The 16,426-nt window shown below is 36.6% G+C and carries 14 protein-coding genes; 10 read left to right on the top strand and 4 right to left on the bottom strand.

The features are described from left to right. Positions 1-263 precede the first annotated feature (263 nt). Together FC57_RS03555 and FC57_RS03550 are read left to right on the top strand one after the other, a co-directional pair. Positions 264-1,334 (top strand): CAP domain-containing protein, encoded by a 1,071-nt coding sequence (locus FC57_RS03555; RefSeq protein ID WP_040529947.1) that lies wholly within the window; start codon positions 264-266, stop codon positions 1,332-1,334. After that, positions 1,334-1,897, top strand: coding sequence for a GNAT family N-acetyltransferase (locus FC57_RS03550; RefSeq protein WP_007126685.1), 564 nt, complete (start codon positions 1,334-1,336; stop codon positions 1,895-1,897). Before FC57_RS03555 ends, FC57_RS03550 begins: the two co-directional genes overlap by 1 nt. A 48-nt stretch (positions 1,898-1,945) precedes the next feature. Here FC57_RS03550 and FC57_RS03545 read toward each other — a convergent pair whose 3' ends face one another. Together FC57_RS03545 and FC57_RS03540 are read right to left on the bottom strand one after the other, a co-directional pair. Next, positions 1,946-2,440 carry a hypothetical protein gene (locus FC57_RS03545; RefSeq protein WP_007126686.1) on the bottom strand — a complete coding sequence of 165 codons (495 nt, stop codon included), beginning with the start codon at positions 2,438-2,440 and terminating at the stop codon, positions 1,946-1,948. A gap of 496 nt (positions 2,441-2,936) precedes the next feature. Next, a complete protein-coding gene (locus FC57_RS03540; protein ID WP_007126687.1) occupies positions 2,937-3,776 on the bottom strand; it encodes an SEC10/PgrA surface exclusion domain-containing protein in 840 nt (279 codons plus the stop codon). 880 nt (positions 3,777-4,656) lie between these two features. Between FC57_RS03540 and FC57_RS03535 the strand changes: the two genes are divergently transcribed. The 5 genes from FC57_RS03535 to FC57_RS03520 all read left to right on the top strand — a co-directional run bounded on the left by FC57_RS03535 (position 4,657) and on the right by FC57_RS03520 (position 8,631). Further along, entirely contained in the window at positions 4,657-5,994 is a 1,338-nt protein-coding gene (locus FC57_RS03535) for a family 4 glycosyl hydrolase (RefSeq protein ID WP_007126689.1), read from the top strand. Positions 5,995-6,123: 129 nt separating this feature from the next. After that, positions 6,124-6,894, top strand: coding sequence for a MurR/RpiR family transcriptional regulator (locus FC57_RS03530; RefSeq protein ID WP_007126690.1), 771 nt, complete (start codon positions 6,124-6,126; stop codon positions 6,892-6,894). A gap of 15 nt (positions 6,895-6,909) precedes the next feature. Next, on the top strand, positions 6,910-7,902 hold the full coding sequence (locus FC57_RS03525; protein ID WP_040529951.1) for an asparaginase: 993 nt from the start codon (positions 6,910-6,912) through the stop codon (positions 7,900-7,902). Positions 7,903-7,997: 95 nt separating this feature from the next. Further along, complete coding sequence (locus FC57_RS11095; RefSeq protein ID WP_007126692.1) at positions 7,998-8,135, top strand: hypothetical protein; 138 nt, start codon at positions 7,998-8,000, stop codon at positions 8,133-8,135. Positions 8,136-8,238: 103 nt separating this feature from the next. After that, positions 8,239-8,631, top strand: coding sequence for a PTS sugar transporter subunit IIA (locus FC57_RS03520; RefSeq protein WP_007126693.1), 393 nt, complete (start codon positions 8,239-8,241; stop codon positions 8,629-8,631). A 50-nt stretch (positions 8,632-8,681) separates the two neighbouring features. On the opposite strand, the gene FC57_RS03515 is transcribed toward FC57_RS03520, so the two are convergent. After that, a complete protein-coding gene (locus FC57_RS03515) occupies positions 8,682-11,324 on the bottom strand; it encodes a calcium-translocating P-type ATPase, PMCA-type (RefSeq protein WP_007126694.1) in 2,643 nt (880 codons plus the stop codon). Positions 11,325-11,512: 188 nt separating this feature from the next. Further along, positions 11,513-12,202 (bottom strand): hypothetical protein, encoded by a 690-nt coding sequence (locus tag FC57_RS03510; protein ID WP_007126695.1) that lies wholly within the window; start codon positions 12,200-12,202, stop codon positions 11,513-11,515. An 86-nt stretch (positions 12,203-12,288) separates the two neighbouring features. Here FC57_RS03510 and FC57_RS03505 point away from each other — a divergent pair, with 86 nt between their 5' ends. The 3 genes from FC57_RS03505 to FC57_RS03495 all read left to right on the top strand — a co-directional run bounded on the left by FC57_RS03505 (position 12,289) and on the right by FC57_RS03495 (position 16,272). Beyond that, complete coding sequence (locus FC57_RS03505; protein ID WP_007126696.1) at positions 12,289-13,560, top strand: TcaA 3rd/4th domain-containing protein; 1,272 nt, start codon at positions 12,289-12,291, stop codon at positions 13,558-13,560. A 147-nt stretch (positions 13,561-13,707) separates the two neighbouring features. Beyond that, positions 13,708-14,457, top strand: coding sequence for an ABC transporter ATP-binding protein (locus FC57_RS03500; protein WP_007126697.1), 750 nt, complete (start codon positions 13,708-13,710; stop codon positions 14,455-14,457). 12 nt (positions 14,458-14,469) lie between these two features. After that, positions 14,470-16,272: an FtsX-like permease family protein gene (locus FC57_RS03495; RefSeq protein ID WP_007126698.1), complete on the top strand. Its 1,803-nt coding sequence runs from the start codon at positions 14,470-14,472 to the stop codon at positions 16,270-16,272. Positions 16,273-16,426 lie beyond the last annotated feature (154 nt).

Genomic DNA, 16,426 nt, shown 5'->3' with positions numbered 1-16,426 from the left:
ACTCCTTACTTGATAGGTGTCTCGGGATGTGGTATTTTTTATATTTTCATTGAAAGAAAGCTTAGTATTTTCAATAGTTAATATCACAACAACACCTCATTTCTAACAACTATCATTTTAAAGTAAGCGCTTACTTTGTCTACCTATAATATATCATATAAGATGTAACTTTTATAGTATTTCGAATCCTAAAAAGCAATTGACTTTATTTTGATTTGTTACACAATGAAATTGAAATATTAAAATTGTGGAGGTTGAAGATTTTGAATAAAAAGTGGATGATTAGTGCAGCTGCTGCAATGCTAGTAGCTTGTAATTTAGCTGGTGTTGTGCAAGCTGATAATTTGCCAGCGGGCATGACTGCGGAAAATACTGTAACGGTTAATAAAAAGGTTTTTGTAAGAAATCCTAAGCAAAGTGCCAAAGTTAATGCGAAGCGCAAGGCATTAATAAATGCGGAAAATGCTTTAAGTGAACTACAAGCTAAGATTAAGGGTCAAGAATTAGCTACTGGTGGTGCGAGTGGTTTTTTTAGAAGAATTGCAGAAAGTTCTAGCGATGATGCTAAGAAACAAGATGCTGGCTATGCTTACAACTTATTAACAGGACAAGCAGAAGATACCCCTAATTGGTATGGCAAGTATGTACGTTTAGGACAAAGTACTGATGCAACTAGCGTACAAAATCTTTACAAAGCATTGCCATATTATGATCAATTTATCAAATTGCGTCAAAAAAATGGTCTAAGTGTACCAAATGTATCTTTGTCAACTATTGCTGCAGCTATGCTTGACGCTGATTATAGTAGTCATGTGATGGATCATGCACGTCATTTTGACGGTAGTGAAAACTTAGCTTGGAATAGTCCTGAAGATCCTAACAGTGCTTGGATGTCAGAAGAGTCAATTTGGAACAAAGCTGTTGCCAAGAATCCATCACTTGCACAATACAAGCATGATCCTTATGGTATGATGCAGGCCGATGCTAGTTATTATGAAAAGGTTGGTCACTATTTGAATTTGATTGCCCCTAAGATGGAAAGCATTGGTTATGCTTTGAATACTCAAAAGAATCAATATGATGATACTGAAGCTTTTGATGCTGATTATGCAAATGCAAGTTACTCAATTGCTGAATATAAGACAGCTGTAACTGATTACTACAATGAAATTGAAAAGCCAGATCAAGTTAAAGCTGCTAAAGCCAAAGTGAAGGCTGCTAAAAAGAGTTTGCAAAGTGCTATTAAACAAAGTAAAAAAGCTAAGTCCAGAAGAGCTAAAGCTAAAAAGCATTACAGACGCGTACGCCGTCATAATAGAAATAGGAGAAATTAATGATTAGACAAGCAAGAAAAACAGATTTTCCATTTGTATATCCAATTTTGAAACAAATTTTTGACGAAATGCAGATGAAATCAATCGAGTCTCTACCTGAAGATCAATTTTATAGTCTGATGAAATTAGGCTTTATCTCAGAGGATTACCGTTATTCTTACCGCCGTATCTGGGTTGCTGAAAAGCATGGCAAGGTTGTTGGCATCCTTGATATGTATCCATATAAAGATCAAAAGATTATTGATATTGTATTGCGTCATGCCTATGCTAAGTCAGGTTTACCCATTTCAACTGTAATCTTTGATGATCAGGAGGCCTGGCCCCATGAATGGTATATTGATGCGTTAGCTGTTCATCCCGATCATTGGGGTGAAGGGATTGCCAGTCATTTAATGGATAAGGCAGAAGAAGTTGCTAAAAAGCATCGTTACAAGATCATTAGTCTGAACGTAGATAAAGAGAATCCGCGCGCTCAAACCTTATATGAACATAAAGGTTATCAAGCGGAGAAGACAATGACAATTGGTGATCGTACTTATGGCCATATGATTAAGCATATTTAATAGAAAATAAGTAGCAGAAAAGGGATGCTTTTGACAGCATCCCTTTTGTTAATTTTCGGGTAAAACAATTACTATTTCATTGTAAATATCATTAACGTGCTGTGAACACTTATGTGCAAGCCAATTAGACACATGAGAGAATATCACATAAGACATGCTCCGAATATGTTTATTAGAAAAGTTACTCTCGATTAGATGATTCTGCATTTCTTTGAACAAAGTTTGACGTATTTTTTCGCAGATATGTTTGTCTTCATCCTTTTTGCTCAAGTGGTAAAGGTTTGTATAGTAGACACGATTATTGCCGATTTCTCGTAAAAAGGCATAAACCAATTGTTTTAAATTAGAAGCACGATATTCTCTAAAGTGCAATTTTAAGTCTTGTTCAATAGAATTGAAATATAAATCACCCAGTCCTGCATATAAATTATAAAAAGATCCTCTTCCTATGCCTGCGGCCTTACAAAATTTGGTAACAGAGTAGTTGTTAAGTAATTTATGTGCTAATTCCTTTCGTAAAACATTATGAAGTCTCATTTGCATTATCTTATCCTCCCTATGAAAATAAATATATATTTTTAATAACACCTTTTAATAATTAAGATTGTTATTAAGTAAAAATTATCTTTAAAAAATATATCAAGTACTACAAAATATAGCAATATATTTTTTCAATAATAATTGCTATATAGCTGCATGTAAGCATGAATATTGAGATTTAACGCATTTTAATATAACAAAAATTTATTTTATTGATTAAAAAACAGCTACCGAAGATTTTTGGAAAAGCATTCGAAAGATAGTCATGCTTATATCTATATTAAGTGGGATACATATATAACTTACATAAAAAAGATATCAATGATTATTTTTATCTAATAATAGATACAAAAAGGCCAAATTGTCTGAAAGAGTAGGACAATCTGACCTTTTTGTATGAGTTTTTTAGCAAAATTAAAAGAGCTCAAATGATTGACTGAACCATTTGAGCTTTTGGATTAGGAAACAGTATTAAATTTTAAACTACAAAGTCATGAAATTAATGGCTAAATTTCTTATAGTTTTGAATGTAACGCTTTGCAACGCCCATCATATGAACACTAATTTTACTTTGGTCACTCTTTAAACCACTGAAGCTAATACCGAAATACTTAGTCTTAGCATCGTAACTTCTAGTGCGGCAGCCAAGTAAGTCACCAGCGTGTTCCCATTCAGTATATCTTGATGAGTCATTCATTTGACTATCTGAACCAGAGAAACCACCGAAAAGCATTTGCTTAATGTTGAAGTAAATTTGATTCTTCAATGCTGACATGGTACGCATGTTGGTGTGATATTCTGAAGAAATAGGTAAGCCTGCTTCATCTTCGTAAACTTGACCTATCCTTGAGTTAAGTCCAGAAGCCTTTGCCGCACGTTCAATACCGGGAACGTAGTGATCTGCATCCCAGCAAGATTTATTGTGTGAGTAGTATTGGTTAGCTACACGATCAGCAAAGTGTAATGCACCACTCTTGTAAGTCCAAGATTTCTTGCCGAGTTGATGGCGAGCAGAATTGATTAAACTTAAAGCATATCTGCTTAATTCAACTTTTTGACTATGGCTTAGCTTAGTTACGTTAACCAAAGTGTTATCTGAACCAGCATCGCTGTAATTATTTTCTTTCATACCTTTTTTTGAGGCATTAATTAAAGTTTTACTTACTCTCCTAGTTTGATTCCATTTAATAACAGCGTTCTTTGTATAACCAGCTGGTAATGTAATTGATGCAGCTTGAGCAGTTGAGGGAGTTTCATTATTGTTTAATGTAGTAATTACCCCACTTACTAAAATAGCAGTAGTACTGATAATTGATAAAAGTTTAACAGTCCTTTTCATTTTCTTAATTCCCTATAAATTGAAAATCTAATTATTCTATATAAAAGTTCCTAATATTTAAGCTCATTCCTTAAGAAATAGTCAATTTCTCAAGTCCGCTATAAGTCTCTTCGATGAATAAGATTAACAGGATAAAAATGAAAGTCTATATGCGTAGAGATTTAATAACGCGCTTAATAAAAATAAAGTATACACGTTTACGTTCAAAATACTGTTATTATGCGATTTTTACTCCAATATTTTTAATCCTATACATATAATAAATAATTTTAAATTTATTTGTAAAAAGTACAAATATATATTAAAATAAATAAATATAACGTAAGTTATATAAAAATCTTGAGAAATTAAATCAAGGGAATCCCATGATTATAGGAAATTAATCTACTTTTAGTAGATTTACTATTCATGAATAGCTAATAATTAGTATTATCCTAAAAATTCAAAATAACCCCACAATATATGAGAAAGCACTCTCTTTTGCCTAAATATTGAGAAAATACTATACACAATATGGAATATACCCATTTGTTTTGAATAAACTATATTTGATTTGAATAATATTGCGTTGCAAATGATAACAGGAGTAAAATCAAAAATAGTACATAGTATAGACTTGGATATTTGTATAAAAATAATTTAGACGAAATAAACAATCTTTTTTCCTACTATATTTAAAGGTTCAATTATTTCTGCCTGTTTGTGTAGATTGTCTTTTAATAACTCAAAAAATATTTCAGTAACTGAAATGCGTTCCAAGCCTTGAAACAAAGTTTAAAACGTCCGAAAACGAATACATTTTTAGAAATTCATGCTATAAATAGAACTGTAAGGTAAATGAAACGAACTTAAGAGATAAAAACTTAGAAGGAGAGTTAATATGAACGGTAAAAAATATTCAGTAGTTATTGCCGGTGGTGGTAGTACTTTTACACCAGGTTTTGTACTCGATTTGATTAAGAGTCAAGACAAATTCCCAATGAGACAATTAAAGTTCTACGATAACGATGAAGAACGTCAAAGAAAGATTGGTGAAGCTGTTAAGATCATCATGAAGGAGAGAGCCCCACAAATTAAGTTCTCCTATACTACTGATCCAAAAGAAGCCTTTACTGATGTTGACTTTGTAATGGGTTCAATTCGTGTTGGTAAGTATCACATGAGAAGTTTGGATGAAAAGATTCCATTGAAATATGGTGTAAATGGTCAGGAAACTACAGGACCCGGAGGTATGGCTTACGGTCTTCGTTCAATTCCTGCAATCATTCAAATTATTGACTGGATGCAAGAATATTCACCAAATGCTTGGATGATTAACTACTCCAACACAATTGCGATTGTTGCTGAAGCTTGTCGTCGTCTTCGTCCAAATGCTAAAGTAATTAACATTTGTGATATGCCAATTGACGATATGGACAGAATGGCTGCTATCTGTGGCTTAGACAGCTGGCATGACATTGATTTCAATTACTACGGCTTGAACCACTTTGGCTGGTGGAAAGAAGTTAGAAACAAGAAGACCGGTGAAGACTTGATGCCTAAGCTTAAGGAATACGTCAAGGATCACGGTTACTGGGTAGGCGGCGACTATGACAAGGATACTGAACCTTCATGGGAAGCAACCTTTAGAAAAGTTGCTGACGACTACAAGATGGATCCAGAAACTTTGCCAAACAACTACATGCAGTATTACTACTTCCCACAATATGAAGTAGCTAATGCTGATCCAAAACACACCCGTACTGATGAAATTCGTGAACACCGTCAAAAGATTGTCTTCGGCGAATGTGAAAGAATCGTTAAGGCTGGTACTGCTAAGAACAACATTTGGGACATTTCAGGTTTACACTCAGAATATATCGTAGATATTATTCACGCCATTGCTTACAACACCCATGAAAAGTTCTTGGCAAACTGCCCTAACAATGGTGCTATTTCAAACATGGATCCAGATTCAATCGTTGAAGTTCCTGCATTGTTTGGTGCAGATGGTATCCAACCAATGGCTACAGGCAAGGCCGGTCGCTTCCAAAGAGGTTTGATGATGGAACAACAAACCTGTGAAAAATTGGTAGTTGATGCTTATGAACAACATTCATACCAAAAGATGCTCCAAGCCTTTGCTTTGAACAAGACCGTTCCAGATGCTTCAGTTGCTAAGAAGATCTTGGACGACATGATTCCAGTCAATGCTCCATATTGGCCAGAATTAAAATAAACCTCATAACTTAACCCTATGAAAACCTCTAGAAAAGGATAACTATCATATACGTGATAGCTATCCTTTTTGCGTGTAACATGCTATTCTTTCTTTAGTAGTAAAAACTTGTGAATAGAAAGGGAAAAGATGGATTTAGAAACAGCAGTCATGAAGAAAAAAGAGAGCTTCAATGATACTGATAAAGCGATTGTTAGCTATTTGCTGCAATATCCTGAAGCAGCCAGCAAGTTGAGTTTAATGGAACTAGCTCAGAAACTGTATGTTTCTAAGTCAGCTATTTTTCGTTTAAGCAAAAAGCTAGGGCTTAGTGGCTTTAGTGAGCTAAAGTTTGAGTTGTCGGAATTAACCATGAAAAAGAAGCAACAGGAAAAGTATGCGCAAGAATTGGATTTTGATGCCAACTTGCAAAAGGTGATAGATGACACTTTTAAGTATTTTAAAGGCTTGAATCTGACAAATTTGTTTAATGATTTGGACAATGCCGATACGATTTACATTTATTCCACCGGTTGGCAGCAACAGATTATTGCTGAATATTTGGCCCATTCCTTTTTCTTAATTGGTAAAAAAGCAATTATTTTACCAAGTGCGCGTGATGAAGTTTCCATGCTAGCACAGTCAGTTGCAGCTAATGATCTACTCTTCATTATTTCTTTTGGTGGTTTTAATAAAACGATTATTGATGAGCTCAAGAAAATTGATACAATGAACGGCAAGCTTAAATTTGTTTCACTCACCAGCTGGCAGCCAGGAAAAATTGCTTCACTAAGCGATTACAGCTTTTTCTTCAAAACAACGCCATTTCAAATCAGCAATCAAAACGCAGTTACTTTTAGTTCGGTTTATGTTTTGATTGATTTATTGATGAATGAATATGGCAAGCATTGCGGATTGTAAAAAGAGGACATGAAAATGAAAAAATTACTATTGCTATCGACAGGGGGCACGATTGCTTCTGTTGCGTCTAATGCTGGTCTAGTACCTAAGGAAACGGGCGAAGAGTTGATTAAGATGCTGGGGAAATTACCCTATGACATCAAAGTCCGCGATATTTTGCAGCTGGATTCATCAAATATTCAACCAGAAGAATGGAAATTTATTGCCCAGAATATTTATAAATACCGCAATGATTATGATGGCATTGTAGTTTCGCACGGTACGGATACGATGGCTTATACGGCTTCTATGCTTTCCTTTATGTTGAGAAATATTAATATTCCAGTGGTTTTAACTGGTAGTCAGGTGCCAATCAACGTGGTTCTAAGTGATGCTCATGATAATCTACGTTTGGCTTTTGCTGCCGCTGCAACTTGTCCGCCTGATATTTACTTGGCTTTCCATAATAAAGTAATGTTGGGTTGCCGTTCAGTGAAGGTCAGAACCACTAACTTTGATGCCTTTGAGAGCGTGAACGTGCCCCCAGTTGCCACTGTTTCTTCAGATGGCTTGGTCTTTAATGATGAGAATTTTCAGAAAAAGCATGATGGTGCGCCTACTTTGAACACTAAGATGAATTCTCATGTATCGCTGGTTAAGCTATTTCCTGGTTTTGATCCTAATTTGCTATTTGCGATGGTAGATAGTGGTTGTCGTGGTATCGTTATTGAAGCTTATGGCTTGGGTGGGATGAACTTTATTCGGCGCAACATGGTGGCAGCAATTGGTAAATTGATTAGACAGGGCATCCCTGTAGTAGCCAGCAGCCAATGTTTGTATGAGCGTAGTGACCTGACTAAGTATGAAGTAGGACGCGAGGCGCTGCTAGAAGGTGCGATTAGTGCTCGTGACATGACTTCAGAGAGTGCAATTACCAAGTTAATGTGGGCACTTGGTCAAGGAATGGACATTAATGAAGTAGCTAAGTTCTTTGATACTAATGTTGCAGGCGAAGTAACTCTTAAATAAGCTTAAAAAATGTTACAATTTGGTTAATTGTAAGCGTAATCATCGCTGCAGTGACAGACCTCTTGTATAATGTTTTTATAAAAGGAGTGGACCAAATGAAAACTAAAATTTTAGAAAAGATTTGGATTACACTAGCAGCATTAGGCATCGGAATTTCCCTTTTCATTAATAATTCAAATAAACTGATTGAATCTAATGCCGAGAATTTTTCAAGTGCCATTATTCGAAAGTGATTTGAGCAGCCATCTTTGATGGCTGTTTTTGTTTGCCCAATATGTTAAAATTAGTTCTGTAGAAATCGCTTACATTTATAATGCAAAAAGAGGTAAATAACTTATGGAACTTGTAATTGCGACTCATGAAGGTCTAGCTTCAGGCCTTGTTTCAGCACATGATATGTTGGCTGGGAAAAATGACCAAATTATGACGATTGAATTGACGGATACTGGCATTAGAGATTTCCGTGCTCGTTTTGCTAAATTGATGGAAAGATATCAAAATGACCAAGTTTTGATTTTAACTGATTTAAAGAATGGCACACCGCATTTGGTTGCTGAAGAATATGAAGAAGCTCATCCAGCTAGCGTACGAGTAGTTAGTGGCGTTAACTTGCCTATGGTTTTGGAATTAAGCCATAAACTAATTAGTGCTAATCTCGATGAATCAGCCAAAAAAGCATTGGACATTGGTAGACGTGAGATTGATGTTGACAAGATGCAATTAGCTTAGAACATAGAAAAAGACGATAGAGAACGCTCTATCGTCCTTTTTTGTCTTGATTATTCTTTGATTAGATTAGCAGTTGGTCTGTGTAGTTTTTTGAAGTATTTAATTACCTCAACTTGAGCAATTGAAAGCATTGCTAAAGCAATAACTACGATCCATTGTCCAGCTGACAAACTAGTTAAGTAGAATATCTTTTGAATAGCTGGGACAAAGAGAATAACACCCATGAAGAGGGCAGAAACGAGGAATGAAACTACTAACCAGATATTCATGCCGGTTGCTCTTTTCCAAATTGGGTCAGTATTAGAATGTTGATTAAATGCACGCAACATCTGTGATAAAGCTAGCACGCTGAATGCCATAGTTTGTCCTGCTATCTGATTGCCAGTAGCAGCTCCAATGAAGTAGGCAGTTAAAGTCAACATTGCTACAAAGATACCTTGGCTGATTACTCGATTAACCAATTCTTTTTCAAAAAGCGTACCTGTTTTAACTGGTCGATGCTTCATGATGTTTTTGCTTGCTGGATCCACGCCTAATGCTAAGGCAGGTAAAGTAGCGGTAGCCAAGTTTACCCATAAAATGTGAACGGCCAGCAATGGAGCATCCCAATTGAAGAGTGTGGCTACAAACAATGTAGTAATTTCAGCAATATTTCCGACTAGTAAGAATTGAATTACCTTTTGAATATTGCGGTAAACGCGACGTCCTTCTTTGATCGCATCCGCAATCGTAGTAAAGCTGTCATCAAGCAAGATCATGTCAGCTACATCTTTGGCTACATCAGTACCTGTAACACCCATAGCTACACCAATGTCGGCAGCTTTTAATGCAGGTGAATCGTTAACGCCATCGCCTGTCATAGACGTTACTTCGCCGTTACGCTTCAAACTTTGAATAATGCGCAATTTATCGGCTGGTGAAACACGAGCAAAAACAGTAGCGTTTTTAACAACTTGATCAAGTTCTGCATCGGACATTTGATCTAATTCATTGCCTGAAATAGCTAAGTCACCATCTTGATAGATTTTTAATTTCTTAGCAATTGCTAAAGCCGTGATCTTATGATCTCCCGTAATCATAATTGTCCGGATGCCAGCTTCGCGACAGGTTTGTACAGATTCCGCTACTTCTTCACGTGGTGGGTCGATCATTCCGTTTAAGCCAATGAAAATCAGCTCGTTTTCTAAATCTGCATTTTCTTGAGGGATGCTGTTGATTTTCTTTGTAGCAAATCCCAATACGCGTAAAGCATCGCTAGACATTTTATGAGTCAAACTCAGGATTTGTTGCTTATCTTCAGCGGTAATTTGACGAACACCGTCTGCAGTCATGATGCGCGTACATAACGGCAACATTTCGTCAACCGCACCTTTAGTGAAGGCAATATATTGACCATCAATTTGGTGGACGGTGGTCATGCGTTTTCTATCTGAATCAAAAGGTTGTTCAAGTATGCGAGGGTAGGTCTTCTTTAATTTTGCTTGATCGATGCCTAATTTTTGAGCAAAGGGGATCAGTGCAACTTCGGTAGGATCACCAATGGCCTTTTCTTGATCTAGGTGAGCATCGTTACAAAGAGCACCTGCATAAGCTAAAGCTTGGTATGCCTGATTGCGCGGAATGTTTTCTACAGCGACTGTTTTACGGAAATCACTAGTAGCGGCTTGGGTAACCGTCATCTTGTTCAGAGTTAAAGTACCTGTTTTGTCAGAACAAATTACGGTAGCACTACCCAATGTTTCTACTGCTGGCAATTTTTTAATTAACGCATTGCGCTTGACCATTCGTTTTACGCCAAGAGCCATTACGATAGTGGCTGTTGCTGGTAAACCTTCTGGAATAATTGAAATAGCTAATGAAATTGCTACCAAGAATTGCGGTAAGAGTGGTCTTTGGTAAAGAGCCCCAATTGCAAAAACTAGAATACAGATAATGATACCAATAATTGTAAGTATTTTACCAACACGAGCAAGTTTGCGCTTAAGTGGCGTTTCAATCTCGGTTTGATCTTCTAGCATGCTCGCGATAGCACCCATCTCGGTATTCATTCCGATAGCAGTTACTACGCCGCGGCCTCGATCGTAAGTTACGATCGATGAACTAAAAGCCATGTTAATCCGGTCACCCAAGCTGCAGTCGTTTTTCAAAATTGTTTGTGCATCTTTTTCTACAGGAACGGATTCACCGGTTAAGGATGCTTCCTGAATTTTTAAGTTAGCTGCTTCCAAAAGACGCATGTCAGCTGGCACCATATCGCCGTCATGCAAGTTGACGATATCGCCTACGACCAATTCTTTAGCTGGGATCAATTGTTCTTTACCGTTACGAACTACATGAGCCATTGGTGCACTCATGTCTCGCAGGGCAGCCAAAGATGATTGGGCTTTTTTCTCTTGAACAATGCCGATAATAGTATTGAGAACTACGATTGAAAAGATAATGATCGCTTCAGTATATTCGCCTAAAATGGCGGAGAAGAGGGCTGCTCCGAGCAAAATCATGATCATTGGATCGATCAGTTGCTCTTTCAGCATTTGTAAAATAGTTTTAGGTGGCTTAGCTGCCAGTTCGTTAAAACCTGCTTGTTGGCGTATTCGAACTTCGTCTTCTGTTAAGCCTGTTTCTTCAGTTTTAGTTTGTTTAAGCACTTGGGCCTGATTGTTAGTCCAAGGTTTTTGCCTGTGATTATCCATGAAGGATATATCACTCCTTTCATAAAAAAATAGAGAATGGCCTAACGTAAGCCATTCCCCATTTGAGAAACTTGTTCAGTTTTCATTTGCGTATTGGCAGCGTCGGAGGCGCTTCTCAATATGTAAATCTTATAATATAGTTTATCATATAGTGACACAGTGTCAATAAAACAGATATTAAGAAAGAGTTAATTTCTGTGGAAAAGTTGTTTGATTTTAGTGAAGAAATTTTTCTTTTCTGCGGCTTTATGGACAGGAGCAGAAGCCGTAGTTGGTTTTGGGCTTGAAGAAGAAAAATGCTTCGTTTTTTTCAGATTATGTTGCGCATGAGAATGATCACCATTCTTAACAGTCCGATAATCACGCAGTTTTATGTGAGTGGTGTTTTTAGCTTGGTTTTGTCTTTTAAAATAATGCTGGGAATCAGTCTGCGCTTCCATTGAGATATCTGGTCTAATGTAATAAAGATCTTGACCTTCGTAGCTGTTAATTAAGAAAACTAAAATATCATGGAGATCGCAAATACAGCGCCATGCTTGTTTTTTGTCCGGTTCAATTTGGCTGTCATGAATGGCAGCATTGCCCATTCGGCGGACTTCATCGAATAGATCCATGATGCTAAGCGGATAATTTACTTCAGAGCGTAGATAATGAGTATCATTGCGCAGATTACGGTATTCGCCATCGTGAAGCGGATAATATTGATTTATATTTTCTAATTTAAAAATCTTTTTAGTAATAGTCTCTAGTAAAAGACGAGAATTACTGATAACATCGCGATAATCATCAATTGTGTATAACTTGTGAATCTTGTCTGCAGCTGGATATTGTTCGTTAAAAAATTTGCTATTTTTTAAAAAATCGAAATTAATTTCCATAATTAGCCTCAATAAAAAAGAATAGTTGCTATTTTGGCTTAACTTGTTAATCTAATAGAAAAGACATTCATGAGTAGGGTGTGAACATGAAAAAACATAAGAAAATCTGGACGCTGGGGATCATTATCGTTGTACTCGGCGCCTTAATCACTTTAGGTAATTTTTATTATACAAAAGATCGGCAAATCAGCCGGATCGTGACTAATCTACGTGATCCGCATACAGATATGTCCAAATACGTTGTAGCTTCAACGCCGGACATGAACGTAACTGACGCCAGTTTAAAGCCACTGCAGAATTATTTCAAGGAACACAAGGCTGCAACTGAACGATTAGATTATAACTTGCGGCATAATCGCGATAGTCAGGAAATTCAACTGGTTGAATCAGGTCGTTACTTCTTGATTTTTACCAAATACAAGCTGCGTGTGCAATGTTATCGGCCACAGATTAAAACCAACCATGCTGGTTCAACTTTAATGATTAATAAGAGAAATTACGGCGAGATGGACGGTGGCGATCAGAATTATTATCAGGATATGGGATTAGTATTCCCAGGCCGTTACCATGTTTTGGTAAAGTCCAAGGTAAATGGTCGTAAGCTAGATGCGGACTCAATTGTTAATATTTGGTCAAACAAGACTGTCGATATGAATATCAAGACAGCTACTTTCCAGGTACGTAGCGTGCCTAATGGTATTATTTATGTTAACGACCGTAAAGTAGCCAAGCTGAATAAGTATGGCAATTATACTTTTAAGGATTATCCAATTGCTAAAAGAATGGAAATCTACATTAAGAGTAAGGCCGATGGTCAAACGATTAAATCAGAAAAAGTTACTGATCTGTCGCAATCGATTAGTTCTGAATTTAGCGATAGTGAAGATGATGTAACTGATTACGACAGTACGGCCAATTATCAAGGCAATAATGAAAAAGATGTCTATCAGGATGCGGAAGGTGATTATATCGTTAACCCAATCTGGCCAGGTCTGGTTCAGGTAGGGGATGCAGCTAAGCTGCTTTATGATAATTTCAAGCAACCGGATGCAGACGATTTTGAAAATGGCAAAGATAATGCTGACTATCAGAAGATTGCTAAGCAAGTTAAGACATGGAAAAAGAAAAAAGATTTAAAGAAATACAGCGTTGAGGTTAAAGTAGTATCTGTTTTTCCAGGTAAACGCAATTACAGTAACGTTGATTATGAAGTAACTTTTATTAGAAAATATCAAGATAAGAGTAAAAAGAAAGAAAAACTGTCTTATCAAAACGCTATTTTCCATGCGGTAGATGGTAAACAAGAAATTCAAACGCTCGGAAAATGTAAATTAATAAAAACTAAAACTAGTAACTAAAGCTTGATTTAAAAGGCTTTTCCACCTGTTTAAAAGTGGAAAGGCCTTTTTTATTTTAAAAACAGATTGACAAAGCTTTAATATCATATTAGTGTATTAAGTAAACAAGACAGTAAAACATATTAAGCGGAGAAAGAGGAACTTAAAATGAACGAAATTCTTGTGGTGGACAATATCACCAAAACTTACGGTAAAAAGGGCGAAAAACAATATCAAGCATTGAAAGGTGTCAATTTTAAGATACAATCGGGTAAATTTGTAGCTATCATGGGTGCTTCAGGTTCTGGTAAGACTACTTTATTGAATATTCTTTCTACGCTGGATAAGCCAACGACAGGGCAAGTTTTTATCAATAATAAAGACATCAGCAATTTGAATGCTAACCAAATGGCTGATTTCCGAAGCAAAGAAATTGGTTTTATCTTCCAAGACTTTAATTTATTGGAAAATTTGACTAACCGTGAAAATATTGCTTTGCCATTGAGTTTACGTGGCATCTCAGCTCATCGAATTAATCCACTTGTGGATAAGATTGCAGCTAAGTTGAGTATCTCAGGTATTTTGGAAAAGTATCCTGCAGAAATCTCTGGTGGGCAAAAGCAACGTGTGGCTTCAGCCCGTGCCTTGGTTCACGAACCAGCAATTTTACTAGCAGATGAACCTACTGGAGCACTTGATTCTAAGAGTGCTCGCGAGTTGCTAAACACGATGGAAACTTTGAATAAACAAGACGGTGTTACTACTTTAATGGTTACGCACGACCCATTTTCTGCTAGTTTTGCGAACCGGATCTTGTTTATCAAGGATGGTAAAATCGGTGAACAAATGATTAAAGGAGACAAGTCACGGACTGACTTCTACCATGAATTGATTGCTCACTTAGGTACTGAAGAATAGGGGGAGAAAATCATGATTTGGAAATTATCTTTAACCGGGGTTAAAAGCCGGCTGAAAGACTACACGGTTCTGTTTTCAGGATTAGTTGTAGCAAGCATGATTTTTTACATGTTCTTGTCTTTAGCCGTTAACCCAGGTTTTATGAGTAAGGATGTTAACGCACCTGGACAATATTTAAGCTTTATCTTTGGCTTCGGTATTGTTTTGTTGGCAATTATCACGTTTGTGTATTTGGTTTACGCCAATTCATTCCTGCTAAGCATGCGGCAGCACGATTACGGCATGTTCATGATGCTGGGGGCGAAGAGTTCACGGATTGGTTTATTGATCTTCTGTGAAACCCTACTCACTGGTATTGTGGCGACAATATTAGGAATTGTGATTGGTTTTGGCTTAACCGCTCTTGTTTCTAAACTTTTGATTAGCAGTTTAGGCTTACATATTACGCATTTCCAGATTATTTTACCTAACGCCATCTTGTGGACACTGATCTTCTTTGTAGCTATTTTCTTCTTGGCTGCATTGAGAAACGTGCATAAACTTGTCCGTAGTAAGGTAATTGACTTGCTTCATGAAAGTCAAAAGCCAATTAAGTTGGGTCATAAGAGCTTTTGGAGAGTTATTGAAGCCATCTTAGGCTTGGCATTGTTAGCAGTTGGCTACTATGTCATGGGTTTGCCAGCCAGCAACATTTTCATGATCATCCCTGTAGCCTTAGTTACTATCGTAGCTGGTTCATACTTCACATTTGATTCATTATTCACGCTCATCATCAACTTCTTGCTTAAGAGAAAAGGCTATGTTTACCATGGCATCCGCGTTTTCACACTGGGCCAATTAAAATTCAGAATTCGTGATTACACGCGTATTCTCTCAGTCATCTCACTACTTTTCGCATTAGCGCTTGGTGCAATTACTGTTGGTCTTAACTTCAATTCATTAAAAGATCAAGCAGTTAAAAGCACATATTACGATGCCACAATCGTTGAAAACAATCCGGCTGTTAAGAAAAATATCGCTAAAATCGATATTAAGACCAAAACTACTTATCATTATGTAGAAACTAAAAATGACCTTTACTTTAATCAAACAGAATTAGAAAAACATTCAATAAAAGATATTAAATTTATCCCTCATGGCAACAATTTTCCAACATATAAGCCATTTGTTTTGAAGACTGAGGATTTAAGCAATCCTGAGAAGTATGCTAATATGCATTTTGGATTATTAGTGGGTGCAGGTAAAAAGAAGATTAAATTAGTTTCTGCCAACAAACTCAACGCAGTTAAAGGGCAAAAGAAATATATTACTTTGTTAACGGTAAAAAACTTTGCCAAGGACTATCCAACTTTGATGAAGATTGAAAAAGCCCAAATTGCAGCAGTTCCAATGATGGCCAATGTATTAATGAATACTAAACCATTTCAGTATCAAATGATGTTGGGTTTTATCAGCGGATTCGAATTCATGGGATTCTTCCTCGGAATTGCATTCCTCACCATGCTCGCATCAACACTCATGTTCAAGGTTTTGAGCGGCGCCGCCAGCGACAAGATGCGTTACGAAATGCTCTATAAGATTGGCACGAGAAGAAAGGTATTAAAACAATCAATTAGAAATGAAATTGGCGTGTTGTTCCTTCTTCCTGGCGTACTTGGGATTATTGATGTTCTATTCGGGTTACGCTTATTCAAAGCTCTGTTGCCTAAACCATACATGGGTATCTGGTTACCGTTCCTGATTTTCATCGTACTTTACTTCATCTACTATGCAGTAACGGTAAAATTGTATGAAAATATTGTTTTGAAAAAATAATAGATATGAAAAAAGCTTTCCGTGAGGAAAGCTTTTTTATGACTCAAGCATAGCACTCATCTAATATATGATAAGTCAATTGAGGTCATAGTAGAGATGAAGGTTGGCAATAAAGCTGATCTAATGTTTGTAAGAGTATATCCCGTCAGATAAT

The organism is Lactobacillus ultunensis DSM 16047 (assembly GCF_001436305.1).
GTDB lineage: Bacteria > Bacillota > Bacilli > Lactobacillales > Lactobacillaceae > Lactobacillus > Lactobacillus ultunensis.
This window is presented reverse-complemented; position numbering and strand designations above follow the sequence as displayed.